General features: G+C 71.3%; 20 protein-coding genes, 3 tRNA genes and 1 pseudogene. 8 read left to right on the plus strand and 16 right to left on the minus strand.

Features of this window, described 5'->3' with window-relative positions; all coding sequences use genetic code 11:
- Positions 1-234: 234 nt before the first annotated feature.
- A pseudogene (locus ACR2FV_RS06300) lies at positions 235-288 on the plus strand (hypothetical protein); the annotation flags it as partial.
- Between the two features lie 43 nt (positions 289-331).
- Positions 332-1,066, plus strand: a complete 735-nt coding sequence (locus ACR2FV_RS06305; RefSeq protein ID WP_434014875.1) for an NAD-dependent epimerase — start codon at positions 332-334, stop codon at positions 1,064-1,066.
- Between the two features lie 69 nt (positions 1,067-1,135).
- Here the strand turns inward: ACR2FV_RS06305 and ACR2FV_RS06310 are convergent, their stop codons facing one another.
- The 9 genes from ACR2FV_RS06310 to ACR2FV_RS06350 all read right to left on the minus strand — a co-directional run bounded on the left by ACR2FV_RS06310 (position 1,136) and on the right by ACR2FV_RS06350 (position 7,401).
- Entirely contained in the window at positions 1,136-2,242 is a 1,107-nt protein-coding gene (locus tag ACR2FV_RS06310) for a UDP-N-acetylmuramate dehydrogenase (RefSeq protein ID WP_434014842.1), read from the minus strand.
- A 13-nt stretch (positions 2,243-2,255) separates the two neighbouring features.
- Complete coding sequence (locus ACR2FV_RS06315; RefSeq protein ID WP_434014843.1) at positions 2,256-2,690, minus strand: MaoC/PaaZ C-terminal domain-containing protein; 435 nt, start codon at positions 2,688-2,690, stop codon at positions 2,256-2,258.
- Positions 2,690-3,136, minus strand: coding sequence for an FAS1-like dehydratase domain-containing protein (locus tag ACR2FV_RS06320; protein WP_434014844.1), 447 nt, complete (start codon positions 3,134-3,136; stop codon positions 2,690-2,692). Before ACR2FV_RS06320 ends, ACR2FV_RS06315 begins: the two co-directional genes overlap by 1 nt.
- A gap of 61 nt (positions 3,137-3,197) precedes the next feature.
- Positions 3,198-3,365, minus strand: a complete 168-nt coding sequence (gene rpmG / locus ACR2FV_RS06325; RefSeq protein ID WP_434014845.1) for a 50S ribosomal protein L33 — start codon at positions 3,363-3,365, stop codon at positions 3,198-3,200.
- 65 nt (positions 3,366-3,430) lie between these two features.
- Positions 3,431-3,504, minus strand: a tRNA-Met gene (locus tag ACR2FV_RS06330).
- 39 nt (positions 3,505-3,543) lie between these two features.
- Positions 3,544-3,616 (minus strand) — tRNA-Thr (locus tag ACR2FV_RS06335).
- Positions 3,617-3,709: 93 nt separating this feature from the next.
- The gene (locus tag ACR2FV_RS06340) at positions 3,710-4,657 is read right to left on the minus strand and encodes a MaoC/PaaZ C-terminal domain-containing protein (RefSeq protein ID WP_434014846.1); all 948 of its coding nucleotides are present in this window, start codon (positions 4,655-4,657) and stop codon (positions 3,710-3,712) included.
- Between the two features lie 3 nt (positions 4,658-4,660).
- Positions 4,661-6,094, minus strand: coding sequence for a 3-oxoacyl-ACP reductase (locus ACR2FV_RS06345; RefSeq protein ID WP_434014847.1), 1,434 nt, complete (start codon positions 6,092-6,094; stop codon positions 4,661-4,663).
- A complete protein-coding gene (locus tag ACR2FV_RS06350; RefSeq protein ID WP_434014848.1) occupies positions 6,094-7,401 on the minus strand; it encodes an acetyl-CoA C-acetyltransferase in 1,308 nt (435 codons plus the stop codon). Before ACR2FV_RS06350 ends, ACR2FV_RS06345 begins: the two co-directional genes overlap by 1 nt.
- A 115-nt stretch (positions 7,402-7,516) precedes the next feature.
- Between ACR2FV_RS06350 and ACR2FV_RS06355 the strand changes: the two genes are divergently transcribed.
- From ACR2FV_RS06355 to ACR2FV_RS06370, 4 genes are all read left to right on the plus strand, one after another.
- Positions 7,517-8,266 (plus strand): TetR/AcrR family transcriptional regulator, encoded by a 750-nt coding sequence (locus tag ACR2FV_RS06355; protein ID WP_434014849.1) that lies wholly within the window; start codon positions 7,517-7,519, stop codon positions 8,264-8,266.
- Positions 8,263-10,275, plus strand: coding sequence for an acyl-CoA dehydrogenase family protein (locus tag ACR2FV_RS06360; RefSeq protein WP_434014850.1), 2,013 nt, complete (start codon positions 8,263-8,265; stop codon positions 10,273-10,275). The genes ACR2FV_RS06355 and ACR2FV_RS06360 overlap by 4 nt, the downstream gene beginning before the upstream one ends.
- Before the next feature lie 19 nt (positions 10,276-10,294).
- Positions 10,295-10,696, plus strand: coding sequence for a hypothetical protein (locus tag ACR2FV_RS06365; RefSeq protein WP_434014851.1), 402 nt, complete (start codon positions 10,295-10,297; stop codon positions 10,694-10,696).
- A 97-nt stretch (positions 10,697-10,793) separates the two neighbouring features.
- Entirely contained in the window at positions 10,794-11,201 is a 408-nt protein-coding gene (locus tag ACR2FV_RS06370) for a hypothetical protein (RefSeq protein ID WP_434014852.1), read from the plus strand.
- On the opposite strand, the gene ACR2FV_RS06375 is transcribed toward ACR2FV_RS06370, so the two are convergent.
- Positions 11,176-11,739 (minus strand): DinB family protein, encoded by a 564-nt coding sequence (locus ACR2FV_RS06375; RefSeq protein ID WP_434014853.1) that lies wholly within the window; start codon positions 11,737-11,739, stop codon positions 11,176-11,178. The two genes, ACR2FV_RS06370 and ACR2FV_RS06375, sit on opposite strands and share 26 nt — an antisense overlap.
- Positions 11,740-11,854: 115 nt before the next feature.
- The gene (locus ACR2FV_RS06380; RefSeq protein WP_434014854.1) at positions 11,855-12,445 is read right to left on the minus strand and encodes a DinB family protein; all 591 of its coding nucleotides are present in this window, start codon (positions 12,443-12,445) and stop codon (positions 11,855-11,857) included.
- A gap of 62 nt (positions 12,446-12,507) precedes the next feature.
- Here ACR2FV_RS06380 and ACR2FV_RS06385 point away from each other — a divergent pair, with 62 nt between their 5' ends.
- Positions 12,508-13,467, plus strand: a complete 960-nt coding sequence (locus tag ACR2FV_RS06385; protein ID WP_434014855.1) for a helix-turn-helix transcriptional regulator — start codon at positions 12,508-12,510, stop codon at positions 13,465-13,467.
- Between the two features lie 189 nt (positions 13,468-13,656).
- Here ACR2FV_RS06385 and rocD read toward each other — a convergent pair whose 3' ends face one another.
- Both rocD and ACR2FV_RS06395 read right to left on the minus strand, forming a co-directional pair.
- Positions 13,657-14,880 carry an ornithine--oxo-acid transaminase gene (gene rocD, locus ACR2FV_RS06390; RefSeq protein WP_434014856.1) on the minus strand — a complete coding sequence of 408 codons (1,224 nt, stop codon included), beginning with the start codon at positions 14,878-14,880 and terminating at the stop codon, positions 13,657-13,659.
- 369 nt (positions 14,881-15,249) lie between these two features.
- Positions 15,250-16,587 (minus strand): MFS transporter, encoded by a 1,338-nt coding sequence (locus tag ACR2FV_RS06395; RefSeq protein WP_434014857.1) that lies wholly within the window; start codon positions 16,585-16,587, stop codon positions 15,250-15,252.
- A 76-nt stretch (positions 16,588-16,663) separates the two neighbouring features.
- On the opposite strand from ACR2FV_RS06395, the gene ACR2FV_RS06400 reads away from it, so the two are divergent.
- Complete coding sequence (locus ACR2FV_RS06400; protein ID WP_434014858.1) at positions 16,664-18,514, plus strand: ABC transporter ATP-binding protein; 1,851 nt, start codon at positions 16,664-16,666, stop codon at positions 18,512-18,514.
- Between the two features lie 9 nt (positions 18,515-18,523).
- On the opposite strand, the gene ACR2FV_RS06405 is transcribed toward ACR2FV_RS06400, so the two are convergent.
- The 3 genes from ACR2FV_RS06405 to ACR2FV_RS06415 all read right to left on the minus strand — a co-directional run bounded on the left by ACR2FV_RS06405 (position 18,524) and on the right by ACR2FV_RS06415 (position 19,014).
- Positions 18,524-18,676, minus strand: a complete 153-nt coding sequence (locus tag ACR2FV_RS06405) for a hypothetical protein (RefSeq protein ID WP_434014859.1) — start codon at positions 18,674-18,676, stop codon at positions 18,524-18,526.
- Positions 18,673-18,807: a hypothetical protein gene (locus ACR2FV_RS06410; RefSeq protein WP_434014860.1), complete on the minus strand. Its 135-nt coding sequence runs from the start codon at positions 18,805-18,807 to the stop codon at positions 18,673-18,675. Before ACR2FV_RS06410 ends, ACR2FV_RS06405 begins: the two co-directional genes overlap by 4 nt.
- 124 nt (positions 18,808-18,931) lie before the next feature.
- Positions 18,932-19,014, minus strand: a tRNA-Tyr gene (locus tag ACR2FV_RS06415).
- Positions 19,015-19,043: the final 29 nt, after the last annotated feature.

Here is a 19,043-nt window from a genome sequence, read left to right on the forward strand (position 1 = left end):
AGGAGCTGGCTGGGTCGTTTGTGCGCGGGGGGCGGGGGGTGTTGGGTTGGGTGTCTGCTCGCTGGCGCTCCCCCCCACACCGGTGGCCCGTCCTGGCTCTGCCATGCCCCAAGTGAACCACAGCCGAGAGCGGCGCACCTAAATGTGATCAGTGCTCTTGATTTCCGCGGCCCCAGGTGTTCACTGTCCTCGTCAGCGAGCAATGCTCACACTTTGGAGGTCGTCATGAGCAGCATGCACGTCGTCGTCGGAGCCGGACCCATCGGGTCCCGCGTCGCCACCACCCTCGCCGACGCGGGCCATCGGGTGCAGGTCGTCACCCGGTCCGGAGGTGGGCCTGACCACCCGCTGGGACACCGACTGGCCACCGATCGCGGCCGCACTGCTGCAGGCCGCGCAGGAGTCGGGGGCCGTGCTGGCGACGGTCAGCAACCTCTACGGTTACGGCCGGGTGGACGGCCCGATGTCGCACCGGACGCCCCTTCACCCCAGTGATCACAAGGGCGAGATCCGGGCGCAGATGTGGCGCAACGCGCTGGCCGCTCACGAGGCCGGGACGGCCCGGGTGGTCGAGGCCCGGGCCAGCGACTACGCGGACGCCGGCGACAGCTCGCACCTCGCCCGCAACGCACCAGCGGTGCTCGCCGGCAAGAGCGTGTGGGTCCTGGGAACGGCCGACCAGCCGCACACCTGGACGGGCAGGGGTGACGTCGCCCGTCTGATCATCGCCGCGGCGGCCGACCCCACCGCCTACGGGCAGGCGTGGCTGGTCCCCAGCGCGCCACCCCGCACCCAGCGTCAGGCCCTCACCGACGTGGCCCACCATGCGGGCATTCCGGCGCCGACCGTGCGCACCCTCGGACCGCGTGCCCTGCGGGCGACCGGCGTCGTCTCGGCGATGATGCGCGAGCTGGCAGGCACGGCATACCAGTTCACCGCGCCGTTCGTCGTGGACGACTCGGCCACGCGCACACACTTCGGTATGCAGCCACAGGACTGGGAGCGCACCCTCGACGGCATCGTCATGGCGGCACGGGGTGGCGCAGACACCTCGAGAGCCGCCTAGTTGCGCGGGCTGTCCGCCCGCGGCACCCCGCTGTCAGCGGTGAGCGGGCGGTTCGCCGGACGGCACCGGCTAGAGCGTGAGCCGGACCAGCATGGGTTCGTTGACCAGGGACACCCCGAAGGCGTCGTCGACGCTTTCGCGCAGCTGCCGAGCCAACGCCACCACATCGCTCGCCGTGGCCGACCCCCGATTGGTCACGGCGAGACTGTGCTTGGTCGACAGCGCCGCCGGACCGGGTAGACCGTGGCCCTTGGTGAAGCCCGCCTTGTCGATCAGCCACGCGGCCGAGGTCTTGACCGTGCCGTCGTGGGCGGAGAACTCCGGTGCGCTCGGTCCGTCCGGTCCCAGCCGGTGCGCAACGCGCTCCTGCACCAGCGCCATGTCGTCGGATGCCAGGATCGGGTTGGTGAAGAACGACCCGCACGACCAGGTGTCGTTGTCGCCGGCCTGGAGCACCATGCCTCGGCGTCCGCGCTGCTCCAGCACCGCCTGCCGAGCGTCGGCCAAGGGCACCCGGGAGCCGGGCTCGACGTCGAGGTCGCGGGCCAGATCGGCATACCCGATCGGCTGGGAGAGCTCGGTGGGGCGCAGCTGGAAGGTGACCTCCAACACGACGTAGCGGGGGGTGACCTGCCGGCCGTCCGGCTCGTGCAGCCGCATCGACTCCTTGAGCAGACTGTGCCGGTAGGAGAAGTCGCAGTCCGCGTTGGCCAGCGTGCGCACGGCTCGAGTGACCCGGTCGTAGGCGCGCACCGACCAGATGGTCTGGGCGACCTCCTGGCCATAGGCGCCGACGTTCTGCACCGGCGTCGCACCCGTGCTGCCGGGTATGCCGGACAGCGCCTCGATCCCGGACCATGACTCGGTCACGGCCCGGGTGACCAGGTCGTCCCACGGCTCGCCCGCGGCGACGCGGATCACGACACCACCGCAGGCGTCGGCGGACTCGACGGTGACACCACGGCTGCGCACCAGCACCACGGTGCCGGGGAACCCGTCGTCGGCCACGACCAGGTTGGAGCCGCCGCCGACCACGAGCAGCGGCTCGCCCTGGTCGTCTGCGCTGCGGACTGCCTCGATCAGCGCGTCGGCGGAGTCGACCTCGACGAACCCCCGGGGCGCACCACCGACCCGCATCGTGGTCAGCTCGGCCAGCGATCGCGTGGTCGTCGGCATCATGGGCTGCGCGTCATGGGGCGGTGACCGCGGCCAGCACGACCGCTTGAGCGCGGCCGAGCACCTTGGCCCCGGCGCAGGTGACGGTGAGCTCGACGGTGACCCGGCCGGTCTCCTCCTCGACCCGCTTGACGACCCCGGACACCTCGATCTCGGCGCCACCGTTGGCCGGCACCACGACGGGGCTCGTGAACTTGGTGCCGTAGGCCATGATCGCGGCCGGGTCGCCGGCCCACTCGCTGACCACCTCCACGGCTGCGCCCATCGTCCACATGCCGTGCGCGATGACGTCGGGCAGGCCCACCGAGCGGGCGAACTCCTCGTCCTGGTGGATCGGGTTGTCGTCGCCACTGGCCCGGGCGTAGGCCACCAGGCGGTCGCGGTCGACGTGGACGGTGCGCCCGGGCAGCTCCTGGCCGACGCGCACGTGCATCAGGTCGAGCACCATCAGCCCTCCCCCCTGATCACGAGCGTGGAGGTCGCGGTGCACACCGGCTCTCCGTCGGTGGTGGACAGCTCGCTGCGGGTCGTGACCATGGCGTGCCCGCCGGCCTCGCGCACCCGATCCACGTGCAGCACCCCGACGATCTGGTCACCGGCCACGATCGGGCGGTGGTGGGTGAAGCCCTGCTCGCCGTGCACGACCCTGGTGAAGTCGATCCCGGCCTCGGGGTCGGCGATCAGCTGGGCATCACACTGCTGGGCGATGACGACGGCGAAGGTCGGTGGGGCCACCACGTCGGCATGCCCGGCGGCTTGCGCGCGCTGCTCGTCGTGGTGCACCGGGTCGGCGGCACCGACGGCCTCGGCGAAGGCCGAGATCCGTGCGGCGGGGACGACGAATGGCTCGGTGGGCGGATAGCTCCGCCCGGCGAAGTCAGCGTTCACGGCCATGCCGGTCACCCTATCCGCGTGCTCCGGCATACCGCGGCGGTACCTGAGCGGCCGGCCTGGGTCAGCGGGTCTCGCGGTGCGGCGTGTGCCGCCGGCAGCGCCAGCAGAACTTCGCCATCTCCAACCGGTCGGGGTTGTTGCGGCGGTTCTTCTTGGTGATGTAGTTGCGTTCCTTGCACTCCGTGCACGCCAGAGTGATCTTGGGACGGACGTCGGCGCTCTTGGCCACGGGGCAACCTGCTCTCGAATGGTGTCTGACGGTGGTGCGGTATGCGGTCGTGCGGTCCTGTCGGGTAGCGGGAGCGGGGCTCGATCCCGCGACCTCACGATTATGAGTCGTGCGCTCTAACCAGCTGAGCTATCCCGCCTCGCGGTCGACGCGCCGGGTGGGTCCGGGCGGCAACCTGAGCCCCCAAACGGAATCGAACCGTTGACCTTCTCCTTACCATGGAGACGCTCTACCGACTGAGCTATGGGGGCGGGCTCGCGACCCGGGTCGGGACCCACAGGTGCGCAGCGCTGTGCAAGGCTACACAACCCGGCCCAGGTGCGTGAAATCGTCGTGGGCCATGCTTATGCCGCCGGCTCGGGGGCGGTGACCGCCCCGGTCAGATGCTCTCGCTCCCCGCCATTGCCGGTGACCGCGAAGCGCCATCCGTCGCCATCGTGGACGGCGGCGAAGTCGACGGTGGAGGGCAGCAGCACCGGCTTGCGGAAGTCGACCGACACGGTATGCCGATCCGCCAGCCGTCCCTCCAGCGCACCGAGCACCCGGGCGTGGGTCCACATACCGTGCGCGATGGCCCGTGGGAAGCCGAACGCCCTGGCGGCGAGCGGGTTGAGGTGGATGGGGTTGACGTCGCCGGAGACCGCAGCGTATCGCCGGCCCAGGTCGGCGGGCAGCCGCCACTGCGCCCAGGGGGGCAGCGCGCGTGGGCCGGCGGGCCCTTCCTCGGTCTCGGGGTCGGCGTCCGGGGCCCCCGGATTCGTTGCCGCCGGCGGCGCGGGAGCCTGCGCGCCGCGCACCAGGTAGGTGCTCACTGCCTCCCACACGGTCTCCGCGCCGACCTCGGCCCGGCCGAGCAGGTCGACCGTGATCCCGCGGCGGTGCGGCCGCACATTCACTGCCGCACTGGACAGCGTCAACGACTCGCCGATCTCGACCGGCCGGTGCAGCGTCATGGTGTTGGCGACATGCACCATGCCGGCCATCGCATACGGGAAGTCGCGAGCCGCCATCAGGTGCAGCTGCAGCGGGAAGGTCAGCACGTGCAGGTAGGTCGCGGGGACCTGGTCGCGCAGGGTCATCCCGCACAGGTGGCTGTAGTCGGCCAGCCGGGCCAGATCAACCTGCACTCCGGCGAGCATCACCCGGCGACCGGGCAGCTCCGCATGGCGTGAACGACCCACCGAGGTCAGCGCAGCGCGGGCGATCAGCGGCCCGACGGCGGGCGGCTCCTGCAGCAGCTCCACGTCAGCGTCGACGTCCTCCCGTGCCGGCTCGGCGCGGTGGTCGGTCATCGCTCAGGCCCCGATCTGGGACTGCCCGCAGACCCGCAGCACCTGAGCGGTGACGGCGGCACTGGCCGGGTCGGCGAGGTAGCCGATCGCCTCGCCGACATCGACCGGCTTGCCGCCCTGCTGCACGCTGTTGAAGCGCCGGGCGAACTCGCGCGTGGCCAGCGGGATCTTGCCGGTCATCTCGGTCTCGATGAAGCCGGGGGCCACGGCGTTGACGGTGATCCCCCGGTCGGCCAGCCGCGGCGCCAGCGTGCGCACCGCGCCGATGACACCGGCCTTGCTGGCGGCGTAGTTGGTCTGACCACGGTTACCGGCGATGCCGCTGGTCGACGCGACGCCGACGATGCGGCCCCCGTCGGCCAGGCCACCGGCGCGCTCCGGCTCCAGCAGGACCTCGTTGATCCGCAGCTGGGCGGCCAGGTTGACCTCGAGCACGCTGCCCCAGCGCTCCTCATCGGTGTTGGCCAGCAGCTTGTCGCAGGTGATGCCGGCGTTGTGCACGACGGCGTGGATCCGGGCATGCTCGCCGTAACGGGACGCGACGTGCGCGGCAAGCCGCTCCCCCGCGTCGGGAGTGGTGATGTCCAGCTGCAGCGCGGTGCCGCCGACCTCGTTGGCGATGCCGGACAGAGCCTGGCCGGCGGCACGGACGTCGATCGCCACGATCGTGGCGCCGTCCCGAGCGAAGACCCGGGCGATGTCGGCACCGATGCCGCGCGCGGCGCCGGTGACCACGACGATCTCGCCCTCGAACGGCCGCTGCGTCACCGGCGGCACCTGATCCGGGCCCCGTCCGGGTGCGGCCACCCGCAGTGGCTGACCGGACACGTAGGCCGATCGGCCCTCCAGCAAAAAGGACAGCGTCGAGGCCAGCGCCTGTGGCGCCGTGCCGTCGGCCACGTGCACCAGGTTTGCGGTGCCGCCGGCCCGCAGCTCCTTGCCGACGCTGCGGGTGATGCCCTCCAGCGCCTGCGCGGCGGCGCCGGCCTCGACGGCGTCGACCTGGTCCGGGTCGGGGCCGAGCACGACGACCCGCCCGGATCGGCCCAGTCCCTTCAGCGCCGGCCGCAGCAGGGCCCGCACGGTCTCCAGATCCGCCACGGTCTTGGCTCCGGTCGCGTCGAGCACCAGGGCGCCGATCCGCTCGGGGTATGCCGGGGGTTGAGCGCGGCCCTCGTCATCGACCGTGCGCGTCTCAGGGGCGTCGAGCAGCGCCGGGATCGAGGTGATCCCGAGCAGCTCCAGCGTCGCGCCGCCGAGGCCCGCGGCGTTCGGCGGGCTGTCGGTGGCCTCGCCGTCCGAGACGACGCCGAGGGCGATGGCACCCTCGGGCAGCGTCCGGCCGCGCCGCAGCGTGGTGGGTTGCGGCAGCCCGAGGCTGCGGGTCACCGACTTGCCGATCGGGTGGGCGCTCAGGGTGCTGTAGAGGTCGGCCATCACACCGCCTCCAGAATCGCGACGACACCCTGGCCGCCGGCAGCACAGATCGAGATCAGCCCCCGGGAGCCCGAGCCTCGCTCGGCGAGCGTCTTGGCCAGCGTGGCGACGATCCGGCCTCCCGTCGCGGCGAACGGGTGACCCGTCGCCAGCGACGAGCCGTGGACGTTGAGCCGGTCCCGGTCGATCGACCCGAGCGCCTCGTCGAGGCCGAGCCGGTCCCGGCAGAAGTCGGCCGACTCCCAGGCCGCCAGGGTGGCCAGCACCGTGGAGGCGAACGCCTCGTGGATCTCGTAGACGTCGAAGTCCTGCAGGGCGAGCCCCTGCCGGGCGAGCAGCCGCGGCACGGCATACGAGGGGGCCATCAGCAGCCCCTCGTCGCCCCCGACGTAGTCGACGGCGGCGACCTCGGCGTCGACGAACCGGGCCAGCACCGGCAGCCGGTGCTCCCGCGCCCACTCCTGCTCGGCCAGCAGCACCAGCGCGGCGCCGTCGGACAGCGGGGTGGAGTTGCCGGCCGTCATGGTGGCGCCCTCGCCCTTGCCGAAGGCCGGGCTGAGCTTGGCCAGCTTGTCGACCGAGGTGTCCGGGCGCAGCCCCTCATCGCTGTTCAGCCGCAGGTATGCCGTGGCCAGGTCGTCGAAGAAGCCCGACTCCCACGCCTGCGCGAGGTGGTGGTGACTCGCGGCGGCCAGCTCATCCTGGGCCTCCCGGGAGATCCCCCACTCCTTGGCCGTGCGGGCCTGGTGCTCCCCCATCGACAGACCGGTGCGCGGCTCGGCGTTGCGCGGGGTCTCCGGGGCCAGGTCGCCAGGGCGGATGCCGGCCAGCGCCTTGACCCGCTGCACCGGGGTCTTGGCCCGGCTCGCCTTCAGCAGTGCCTTGCGCAGGCCCTCGCCGACGGCGATCGGGGCGTCGCTGGCACTGTCGACGCCTCCGGCAACGCCGGAGTCGATCTGACCCAGCACGATCTTGTTGGCGACCTGGATCACCGTCTCCAAGCCGGTGCCGCAGGCCTGCCCCACGTCGTATGCGGGGGTGGCCGGGTGCAGCGCCGAGCCGAGCACGGTCTCGCGGGTCAGGTTGAAGTCACGGGCGTGCTTGAGCACGGCGCCGGCGGCCACCTCACCGAGCCGCTCACCGGCCAGGCCGAACCGGGCAACGAGGCCGTCGAGCGCGGCGGTGAGCATGTCCTGGTTGGAGGCGACGGCATACGCGCCGCCGGCCTTGCCGAAGGGGATCCGGTTGCCGCCGCAGACGACGGCGGTGCGCGGACCCGCGAGGGCGGGCGTGGGATCAGTGGTCATGGACGACGCGGCTCCTGGGTGGACGGCCCGCCGAGATGGCGGGTATGACGTGACGCTGATGAGTTAACCGGTACCGACCGTAGCAGGTACGCCGGGTACTAGGTACTCTGGTGGCATGCCCCCCACCTCGGCACCCGCCGACGACCACCCGCCCGCCGCTGCGCAGGAGCCGCGGGACGGTCGCGACGTGCGCTGGGAGGAGCACCGGCTGCGCCGTCGCCGCGAGCTCGTCGAGGACACGCTGCGGGCGATCCGCAAGCACGGGCCCGCGGTCGGGATGGACGAGATCGCGGCCGAGGCGGGGACCAGCAAAACGGTGCTCTACCGGCACTTCGGGGACCGCACCGGCATCTATCTCGCGGTCGTCGAGGCGGTCGACCAGGTGGTGCTGGGCGACCTGGGTGCCGTGGCCGATGGCTCCGGGCGCTCCCCCGACGGGTCGCCCGCCGACGTGACGGGCGTCGTCGCGGCGATGGTGCAGGCCTACCTGCGGCTCGTCGAGCGCGACCCCGGCATCTACCGCTTCGTCGTGACCCGGCCACTGCTGGATGCCGCTGCCGCGGTCGAGCGCAGCGACCTGCCCGACCCGCTGCTGACCCTGACCGGACGCATCGGCGACCAGCTCGCCGGCATCCTGACCGCCCACCTACGCCGCGCCGGCCGCGACCCCGCCCCTGCGCTCGTCTGGGGCCACGGCATCGTCGGTTTCGTCCGAGCCGCCGCCGACTACTGGGTGACGCACTCGCCGCCCGACACCACCGCCGACGACGTCACCGCGGCCGTCGTGGCGCTGCTGGGTCCGGCCCTGACCGACCCGGCCCACCGCATACCCGCTCCCACCGATGACCCCATGGAGGACGCATGACCAGCACGACCACCCCGGACCAGACCCACCCGCTGCCCGAGGCCGGCGGTCCCAGGCCGGTGGAGGGGCACGGCGACCCGGCCACTGACCGGATCTCCCCGCTGGGCCAGGCGCTGCGGGAGGCGACCGGAGGCCGGTGGCAGCACGTGCGCGAGGCCGCCCGTGCCGAGCTCCCGGTCGACCTGATGCTGCGCGACCCTGCGCTGTCGATCGAGGCGGCCCGGGACTGGACCCTGGAGACCCTGCAGGTGATCAACGCGCTCGGCTACTCGGCCAGCGGCTACCCGAAGGAGTACGGCGGGCTGGACGACGAGGGCCGCTCGACCGTCGACTTCGAGCTGGCGGCGCACGGCGACCTGTCCGTGGCCATCAAGTCCGGGGTGCAGTTCGGGTTGTTCGGCGGGGCGGTGTCCGCGCTGGGCACGCAGTGGCACCACGACCGTTACCTGCGCGACCTGATCGAGATGCGGCTGCTCGGCTGCTACGCGATGACCGAGATCGGGCACGGCAGCGACGTCGCGTCGCTGGAGACCACCCTGACCTTCGACCCCGGCGGCGACGAGATCGTGGTCCACTCCCCGGGCCCCTCGGCCCGCAAGGCCTACATCGGCGGGGCGGCGCGGGACGCGCGGATCGCGGTGGTCTACGGCCAGCTGTGGGTCGGCGAGGACTGCCACGGCGTGCACGCGGTGCTGGTGCCGATCCGGGACGAGTCAGGGGTGGCCCTGCCGGGGGTCACCACCGGCGACCACGGCGCCAAGGGCGGCCTGGCCGGGGTCGACAACGGCACGCTCATGTTCGACCGGGTCCGGGTGCCGCGGGAGATGCTGCTCAACCGCTACGGCGGCGTGCGCGACGACGGTGTCTACGAGAGCCCCATCGACAACCCCAACCGGCGCTTTTTCACCATGCTCGGCACACTCGTGCGCGGCCGGATCAGCATCGCCTCCGGTGGTGCCGTGGTGGCGCGCAAGGCGCTGTCGATCGCCACCCGGTATGCCGTCGCGCGGCGCCAGTTCTCCGCACCCGGGCACGACGGCGAGGTGCTGCTGATCGACTACCTGGCCCACCAGCGCAAGCTGCTGCCGGCGATCGCCACGTCATACGCCCTGATGTTCGCCCAGAACGAGCTCACCGAGCGGCTGCAGGATCTGCACGAGGCTCCGGAGAAGGACCAGGAGGCGCAGCGCGAGCTGGAGACCCGGGCCGCGGGGATGAAGGCGATGGCCACCCGGCACGGCAACGACACGGCCCAGATGTGCCGGGAGGCGTGCGGCGGGGCGGGCTACCTGGCGGAGAACGGGCTGACCGTGCTGCGCCAGGACGCCGACGTGTTCGCGACCTTCGAGGGCGACAACACGGTGCTGCTGCAGCTGGTCGCCAAGGGGCTGCTGACCAACTACAAGGAGATGTTCGGCGACCTGGACATGCTCGGGATGGTGCAGTTCGCCGCGCGCTCCTTCGGGGGCGCGGTGATCGAGCGCACCGCCGCCCGCCCGTTGATCAACCGGTTGGTCGCCGCAGCGGCGCGGCGGTCCGAGGACGAGGAGCTGCTGGACCGCGGCTGGCACCTGGCGATGTTCGAGGACCGTGAGCGGCACGTGCTGGAGACTCTGGCCGGGCGGCTGCGCAAGGCCAGCAAGGGTGAAGACTCGTTCGAGGCGTTCAACTCCGCCCAGGACCACGTGCTGCTGGCTGCCCGCACGCACATGGACCGGGTCATCCTGGAGGCCTTCGTGGCGGGCATCGAGGCGTGCTCGGACCCGGTGGCCCAGGACCGGCTGGAGCGACTGTGCGACCTCTACGTGCTGTGCAGCCTGGAGGCCGACTCAGGGTGGTTCCAGCAGCACAACCGCATGTCGGCCACCCGCGCCAAGGCGATCACCGCGCAGGTCAACGAGCTGTGTCGAGCGTTGCGGCCCGACGCCATCGCATTGGTGGAGGGGATGGGCATCCCCGAGGAGTGGCTGGGCAGCACCATGCTCGTCGAGCCCTCCTGGACGGCCTGACTCCGATGGGAAGCACAGCATGCGCAAGCTGATCGGCATCGCGATCCGGACCGTCGTCGTGTCGGCGATCCTGCCTGCGCCCTTCCTGCTCGACGAGCTGACCGGCACCGCGGACGACGCCAACATCGGCCTCGGCATACTCCTGCTCGCGCTGCTCTTGTTCGTCCCGATGATCTGGGCGGCGCTCGATGGACGCCGGATGAAGCCCATGCCGCTGGTGGTGGTGTGGACCGCCACAGTCGTCCTCGCGACCGGCGTCCTCATCGTGATCCGTGCGGCCTGGTCCGGGACCGCTGAAGCGATGGAGCCCGATGTCGCGGTGATGACCTTGGGGCTGATGGCTGTCGGGGCATTCATCGGCGGGCTCGTGGGTCTGACCATGCGCCGCTCGTCGGCGACCAGCCCGCCTGGGCAGGATTGAGCGCTCGGGTCAGGACAGATCGGCTACACCGACCGCGCGCAACCGTGTCCAGAAAGGCCAAAGACCGGGGATCCTGATCCACGTCGTGGTGCGGAGCATGGTGGTGGTGGCCATTCTGCCGGTGCTCTCGGCGCTCGACAGCCTGAGCAACCCCGAGGGCGGCGCCAACATCGGCCTCGGCTTCTTGGGGTTCGCGCTGCTCTGCTTCGTCCCCATGATCTGGGCGCCCCTCGATGCACGCCGGATGACGAGGAGAACCTTGGTGGCGGTGTGGGCGGTCTGCACCGTCGTCGTGGTGGCCACCCTGACGTTTGCTCGTCCCGTCGATCGTGGTGGCGTCATGGGCTGGGAGCTGGACCTGTCCCTGGTCCTCCTGCAGGCGGTGGGACTCGGCGCCGTCGTCGGCGGGGTTGAGCGCTCACATCGAGGGGAGCCACCGACTCGCCCCGCGCACAACCTTGCCCAGGCGCGTGTATGGGTCAGGCCGAGGGCTGCCAAGCGGTGAGGTAGTCGGTGTCCGGCCAGCCCTCGAGGCCCGCGACGAGCTCGTACTGCGTAGCCCCGTCGATGCCCTCCCGGACGATGTCGGCGTGCCCGGCATGCCGGGCGAGCTCCTGGATCAGGTGGAAGAACACCCAGCGCACCGACCAACCGTCGATCCCCGCGAACCACGGAGCCCCGGGGGCCGGAACGAAGGCGTCCAGGTCGAGCCGCCCGATCAGCTCCTGCGCCCGGGCGGCCGTCGCGTCGAAGTCGGCCAGCAGCTCCTGCAGGGTGCGGTCCGAGGCGTCCCAGTCGGAGCCGACCGTGTCGCGGCTCGCCGGCGCCTCGGGGGCCGCCTCTGCTGAGTTGAGCCAGTTGTCCTGCACCACGGTGACGTGCTGCACGAGGTTGGCCAGCACGATCTGACTGCACGTGCTGCGGGCATGAGACTGCGCCGCGGTCAGTCCGTAGACCGCAGCGCGGAAGGCGAGGTGCTGCTGGTCCAGGAACTCGGCGAGCGCGGCGCGCTCGTCGGCGACGGGTGCTGCGGGGACGGGCATGAGGGGTCCTCTCGGTCGGTATGTCGTGGTGCGGGCGAGTTGGGTAGGAGCGGAGTTGGGTAGGCGCGGGTGGCGCCTTCCAGCGACCGTTGTCGGTCAGGAGCGGTGGGGGCGGTCAGGAGCGGCGCGCGTAGAGGTCACGCAACAGCGCGATCTCGGCCCCGTGGTGGATGACCTCGCGATGGATGTGCAGGACGAGCTCGGCCATCGGGCACTGCGCATACGGCCCCTCGGCCGGTCCGCACTCTCGCGCCAACCCGTCCAGGCCGAGCGCCTGCACTCCGCGGACCCACTCGGCATACCCCGCGTCGAGCTGTTCGAGCCCGCCCGTGGCGGTGGCCGGGTAGTCCCAGCTCATGTAGTCGGCCGGTGGCCCGGCGAAGTGGCCGTGGTTGCGCTCTCCGAAGACGCCGACCACCAGATGGCCGATCCGCCAGGCGATCGTCGTCACCGGCGGTGGCTCGGGCTCCGGCATCGCGAAGTCAATCGTCATCTCCCCGCTGCCGGCTTGGAGCGGCGCCGAACCGGTGCCGCGGGGCCGCACGTTCCAGGACTCGGGGACCGGCTCCCAGCGGTACTCGTCATCGGTGAGCCCCGCTAACCGGGGGCGCAGCTGAGACTCCCAGTGGTGGGTGAGCTGCTCCAGCAGCAACCGTGACCAGTCGAGAGAGGCGGTGGGTGTCGTCGCATCGGTGTGTCTCGTCATACTGACGACGGTGTCACTCCTAGCGGACTGTTTCGTTCCGCTATCTCTGGCAGGCTGGCGCTGTGAGCGACACGACGAGCCGGGTGCTGCAGCTGCTCGGTCTGCTGCAGGCCCGGACGCTGTGGACGGGCCCCGAGCTGGCCGTCCGGCTTGGGGTGACCGCCCGCTGCGTGCGTCGCGACGTCGAGCGGTTGCGCGAGCTCGGCTACCCGGTCAAGGCCAGTCGCGGTGTGGGCGGCGGATACCAGCTCGGGGCGGGGCGGGCGCTGCCGCCGCTGCTGCTGGACTCCGAGGAGGCGGTCGCCGTCGCCGTGAGTCTGCGGCTGGCCGCCGGCGCTGGTGTCGCCGGAGTCGACGAGGCCGCGGTGCGCGCCCTCACCAAGCTCGATCAGGTGCTACCGGCCAGGCTGCGCGCGCAGGTGCTGGCGGTCCAGGAGTCGACGGTGGCGGTGCCACGGCGCTCACCCGGTGTCGACCCGCAGGTGCTGATGACCCTGGCCCGCGGATGCCGCGACACCGAGCAGGTGCGCTTCGCCTACACCAGGCGCGACGGCACCGTGACGATGCGGCGGGTCGAGCCCTACCGGATGGTGGTGCTCGGTCCGCGCTGGTATTTGCTGGCCTACGACCCCGACCGCAGTGACTGGCGCTCGTTCCGGCTGGACCGTATGCAGCACGTCGCGTCGACCACGTGGCGCTTCGCCGCGCGCGAGGCCCCCGACGCGGCGGCATACGTCATGAAGTCGGTGACGCGCTCCCCCTACCGGCATGTGGCGCGTGTGCGCGTCGACCTGCCCGCCGCCGAGCTGGCCGTGCGCGTCCCCGCCACCGCCGGCGAGGTCGTGCCGATCGACGAGCACAGGTGCGAGCTGGTTACGGGGGCCGAGGATCTGCGCTGGCTCGCACTGCACCTGGTGCTGCTCGACGCGCCGCTGCAGGTGCTGGAGCCTCCCGAGCTGTCCGCCCAGATGCGCGAGCTGGGTCATGCCCTGCTCGATGCGGGTGGGCCCTGTGCCCCGTGAGGGTCGACCGAAGGCACGGGTACGGTCGAGAAGCACGAACGCGCGCCAGCCCCTCCGGCGCCGGGGAGCATCGCGCGCACTGGTGCGACTGGCGCGCATAGATGCAGCTCGCGCGCTGCTCGTCGCCGCCGAATGCTAAGCGTCTTCCCCGGTGCGGGGATGCGGACCAGAGCCCGGGAGGTGGAGGGGTCAGGCGGCGCCGGCGAGGACCTCGGCGAGGGTGTCGGTGATGATCGACAGCTCCTCGGCGGTAATCGTCAACGGCGGCGCGAGCCGGATCGTCGAGCCGTGGGTGTCCTTGGCCAGCACGCCCTTCTTGGCCAGCGCCTTGCAGGCCGCCTTGCCGGTCATCAGCTCGGGGTCGATGTCGACGCCGGCCCACAGTCCGCGGACCCGGACGGTGACGACGCCCTTGCCGATCAGCGCTTCCAGCTGCTCGCGGAACACCGGCTCCAGCTCGGCCGCGTGGCCCTGGTGCTCCCCGGTCTCCAGCAGCTTGACGACGGCGTGCCCGACGGCCGCGGCGAGGGGGTTGCCGCCGAAGGTCGAGCCGTGCGTGCCCGGCTGGATCACGTCCATCACCTCGACGTCACCCGCGACCGCCGACACCGGCACGATGCCGCCGCCGAGGGCCTTGCCCAGGGTGTAGAGGTCGGCCTCGACCCCTTCGTAGCCACAGGCCAGGGTGGTGCCGGTGCGGCCGAGACCCGACTGGATCTCGTCGGCGATCATCAGCAAATTGCGCTCGGTGCACAGCTCGCGCAGCCCGGGCAGGAAGCCCTCCTTGGGGATCTGCACCCCCTGCTCGCCCTGGATCGGCTCGACCAGCACGGCCACGGTGTGCTCAGTGATGGCGCCCTCGATGGCGGCCAGGTCGCCGTAGGGCACGGCCCCGAAGCCGGGCGTGTAGGGGCCGTACTCGTCGTGCGCCTCGGGGTCGTCAGAGAAGCTGACGATCGTGGTGGTGCGGCCATGGAAGTTGCCGTCCATCACGATGATGTGGGCCTGCCCGTCGGCGACGCCCTTCTTCTGGTAGCCCCACTTGCGGGCGATCTTGATGGCGGTCTCGACCGCCTCGGCGCCGGTGTTCATCGGCAGGATCATGTCCTTGCCGACCAGCGCGGCCAGGTCACGGCAGAACGGCCCGAGCTGGTCGTTGTGGAATGCACGGCTGGTCAGCGTCGAGCGGTCCAGCTGGGCCTTCGCGGCCGCCACGAGGTCGGGGTGGCGGTGCCCGAAGTTGAGCGCGGAGTAGCCGGACAGCGCGTCGAGGTAGCGGTTGCCCTCGACATCGGTCACCCATATCCCCTCCGCCTCGCTGACCACCACGGGCAGCGGGCTGTAGTTGTGGGCGGCGACCTGGTCCTCCAGGTCGATGAAGGTCTGGTTGCTCAGGGTCGCGGTCGCAGTCATGGACCCAGCGTAGAGCCCATCGGGGGTGGTGGTCGTGGTCGTCATGCGGGAGAGCCCTTCATCGCCGGATGTCAGTGGCCAGATATACAGCATACGACATGAGTATGCGGCGGGATCAGTCGCCCGGCCAGTCGGTCACCGCCCGGCACGTGAGCACCGCCACGAGCTCCAGGAAGTCCTCGTCCCGCCGATTGGGCGTCGCTCACCTGGTCGGGGGTCGCTCGAGGTGCAGAACATCGCGCTGTAGAGCGATGTTCTGTCGCTAGGACGGTCCTTTGGACAGTGGGCGATGGTTGAGAGTGCATTTGTGGCGACCTGGGCCGCTCCGAGCACCGGCTGGCCCGAACGCTAAAAGGCTGCGAGCCGAGATCAGCTCTCGAGCGCGGCGCCGCGCTGCTCGGGCAGGGCGAAGACCGCCGCCGCACCGACGGCAAATGCGACGGCGAAGACGACGAACAGCCCCGCGCTGCCGACCAACCCCAGGAACACGGGCACCGACAACGGCGCCACGATCGAGGCGATCCGCCCGAAGCCCGCGGCCGACCCGGCGCCGCTCGCCCGCATCGCCGTGGGATAGATCTCGGGGGTCACGGCATACAGGGCTCCCCACGCGCCGAGGTTGCAGAACGACATCGCCATCCCCGCGGCCAGGATCTGCGGCACCGAGTCGGCCATCCCGAACGCCGCTGCGGCCACCGCCGACCCGACGAGCATGGCAGCCAGGGTGGGACGCCGCCCCCACGTCTCGATCAGGAACGCCGCGACGGCATACCCGGGCAGCTGGGCCAGGGTGATGATCAGGACGTAGCCGAACGAGGTGACCAGATCGAAGCCGCGGTCCACCAACAGGGTCGGCAACCAGATGAAGGCGCCGTAGTAGGAGAAGTTGACGCAGAACCACACCGTCCAGATCGCCGCGGTCCGGACCCGGTATGTCGTGCCCCACAGCCGGTCGGGCGCAGCATCCGATGCCGCGGGCAGGTCGCGGGAGGGCACCGGCTCGACCCCGGCGGAGGCCTCGAAGTCGCGCACGACCTGCTCGGCCTCCTCGACCCGTCCGCGTCGCTCCAGGAACAGGGCCGACTCCGGCAGCCCCAGACGCACCACCACGGCGTACGCCGCGGGCACCAGGCCGGCAAGGAAAGCCCAGCGCCAGCCGTCGTCGTAGGCCTGGACCACGAAGTAGCCCAGCAGCGCAGCGAGGACCCAGCCGACCGCCCAGAACGCCTCGAGCAACACCACCATCCGTCCCCGGATCTTGGTCGGCGACAACTCGCTGACCAGCGTCGAGGCCACCGGCAGCTCCGCGCCCAGGCCCAGCCCGACGACGAAACGCAGCAACAACAGCACGCTGAGCCCGGTGACCAGCGCGGAGGCGCCGGTGGCGACGCCGTAGAGCACCATGGTCGCGGCGAAGACCGTGCGGCGGCCGTAGCGGTCGGCCAGCCGGCCACCGACGGTCGCGCCGATCGCCATCCCGACGAAGCCGATCGACAGCAGCCAGGACTGCTCGGTCCGGCTCAGCGACCACTCGGCTGCCAGCGCGGCCCCGACGAAGGAGATCAGTCCGACGTCCATGGCATCCAGCGCCCACCCGGTGCCGGAGCCGACGAGCAGCCGGCCGTGCTTGCGGGTGTAGGGCAGCCGGCCGAGCCGTTCGGGCCGGGTGGGCAGGGTCTGGACCTCGTCGGAGGCCGTGTGCGACATGGGGCAAGGATAGGAGGCGTCCCGGACATCGGCCCGACTGCCCGCCCCCGCAGGGTCTCGGGGTTTACTGGACCTCATGCCGCAGGCGGAGGAGCAGGGGCCCGACAGGTCCGGGGCACAGCTGCGCGAGATGTGGCCCTACCTGCGCGAGCACCGGGTCGCTCTGGTGCTGGTCGCGGTGGTCTCCCTGTTCGCCACGGCCTTCGCCGTCGTGCAGCCGTTGATGTTGCAGCAGCTGGTCAACACCGTCGGCGAGGGCGGATCCGCAACCGGCTTCCTGCTCCTGCTGATCGGGGTGACCCTGGCCCAGGCGGTCTTCGGCGGGCTGCAGCAGTACCTCCTGCAGCGCACCGCAGAGAGCGTCGTGCTCGGTGTGCGCCGCACCATCGTGCGGCGGCTGCTGTCGCTGCCCGTACCCGTCTTCGACGCCCGCCGGGTCGGTGACCTGATGTCGCGGGTCGGCGCAGACACCACACTCCTGCGCACGGTGGTGACCTCGGGCCTGTTCGACGTCATCTCCTCGGTGCTGATGTTCGTCGCCGCGGTGGTGCTGATGACCCTGATCGACCCGCTGCTGTTTGCGCTCACCCTGGGCACGGTGCTGCTCGGGATGACCGTGGTGCTGGTGCTGAGCCGCAAGGTGCGCCGAGCCAGCAAGGACGCCCAGGACGCGGTCGGCTCGATGTCCTCCTCGGTGGAGCGGGCCCTGTCCGGCATCCGCACCATCAAGGCCAGCGTCGCCGAGGACCGCGAGGCCGAGCTGATCGACCGGGACGCGACGACGGCATACCGGGCAGGGGTGCGGCTGGCCACCCTCGCCGCGGTGATCCAGCCGCTGATGGGGATCTGCCTGCAAGCCGCGTTCCTGGTGGTGCTCGCGGTGGGAGGCGTCCGGGTGGCCAACGGGAGTATGCAGCTGGGCGACCTGATGGCCTTCATCCTCTACCTGTTCCTGCGGATCATGCCGATCGCCTCCGCGGTCGGTGCCTTCGTGCAGATCCAGGCCGGGCTGGCGGCGCTGGACCGGATCCAGGAGGTGGTGCGGCTCGACCCGGAGTCGGCCGACGAGGAGGGGCTCGCCGACGCGCCGCGAGCGGTGGCAGGCATGGACTCCGGCGGGGGGCGGCGTCCCGCAGCCGTGGAGTTCCACGACGTGGTCTTCCGCTACGCCGCGCCGCAGACCGGCGAGCCGTCGCAGCGACCGGAAGCCGAGGTGCTGCACGGCGTCTCCTTCCGCGTTGCGGAGGGCAGCCGGACGGCCCTGGTGGGGCCCTCCGGCTCGGGGAAGTCGACCGCGCTGGCCTTGATCGAGCGGTTCTACGAGCCGACGTCGGGCCGGATCGAGGTATGCGGTGTGCCGCTGACCGCGCTGACCCGCAGTGACCTGCGTGGCCGGCTGGGCCTGATCGAGCAGGACGCCCCGGTGCTCAGCGGCACCCTGGCCGACAACCTGCGCCTGTCGGCCCCGGAGGTGAGCGACGAGGCGCTGCTGCAGGCTCTGACCGACGTCGGTCTCGACGAACTGGCGCAGCGCGACGACACCGGGCTGGCCCTGGACCTGGGCGAGCACGGCACCAAGCTCTCCGGCGGCCAGCGGCAGCGGCTGGCCTGGGCCCGGATGATGCTGGCGCAGCGGGACATCCTGCTGATGGACGAGCCCACGTCCTCGGTCGACTCCCGCACCGAGCATCAGCTGCAGCAGACCCTGGATGCCCTCGCCCGCCGGCGCACGTTGATCGTGGTGGCGCACCGGCTGTCCACGGTGCGCGACTTCGACCAGATCGTGGTGCTGGAGCACGGCCGGGTCGTGGCCGTCGGCACCCACGAGTCGCTGATCGAGCAGGACGGCGTCTACCGCGACATGGCGGGGCGTCAAGGCCTCGTGCACGCCATACCGGGTCGGACCGGCGAGGAGATCAGGACTTGAGCCCCACGGTCACCGCAGGGCCTCCCGCAGACGCCAGCAACCCCAGGCCACGAACGTCAGTCCCGCAACTGCCAGGAGAAGGCCGTCGGTCTCGGTGTGCCGGCCGGTCGCGATCGCCCAGACGAACCATCCACCGCACCACACGTTCATCCCGACGGTCACCAGGACTCTCTCCCGGCGCACCGGAGCAGACGCAGCGGGCTGCGCCTCGCCGCGCCCAGGGCGACGTAGGTCATCGACACCGCGATCTTGTTCGTCGGCGTGACTGCGGGAGCGCTCGTCTGCTCGGTCATCGTCCGTCCTATGGGCCTGCACCCAGCAGAGCGAGCGTGCCCTAGCCCGGGCCAGCACAGCACAGAAATCTGTCAAGCCCCACGCACTCAGGCCCCGGCCGGTGACCGGGGCCTGAGCAGACGGTGGCAGGTGCAGGATTCGAACCTGCGTAGGCATACGCCGACGGATTTACAGTCCGTTTCCATTGGCCACTCGGACAACCTGCCGCGATGTGCGGGTGAAAGGATAACAGCCA

The sequence above is a fragment of the Ornithinimicrobium sp. genome, assembly GCF_051004135.1.
In the GTDB taxonomy this organism is placed as follows: Bacteria; Actinomycetota; Actinomycetes; order Actinomycetales; family Dermatophilaceae; genus Ornithinicoccus.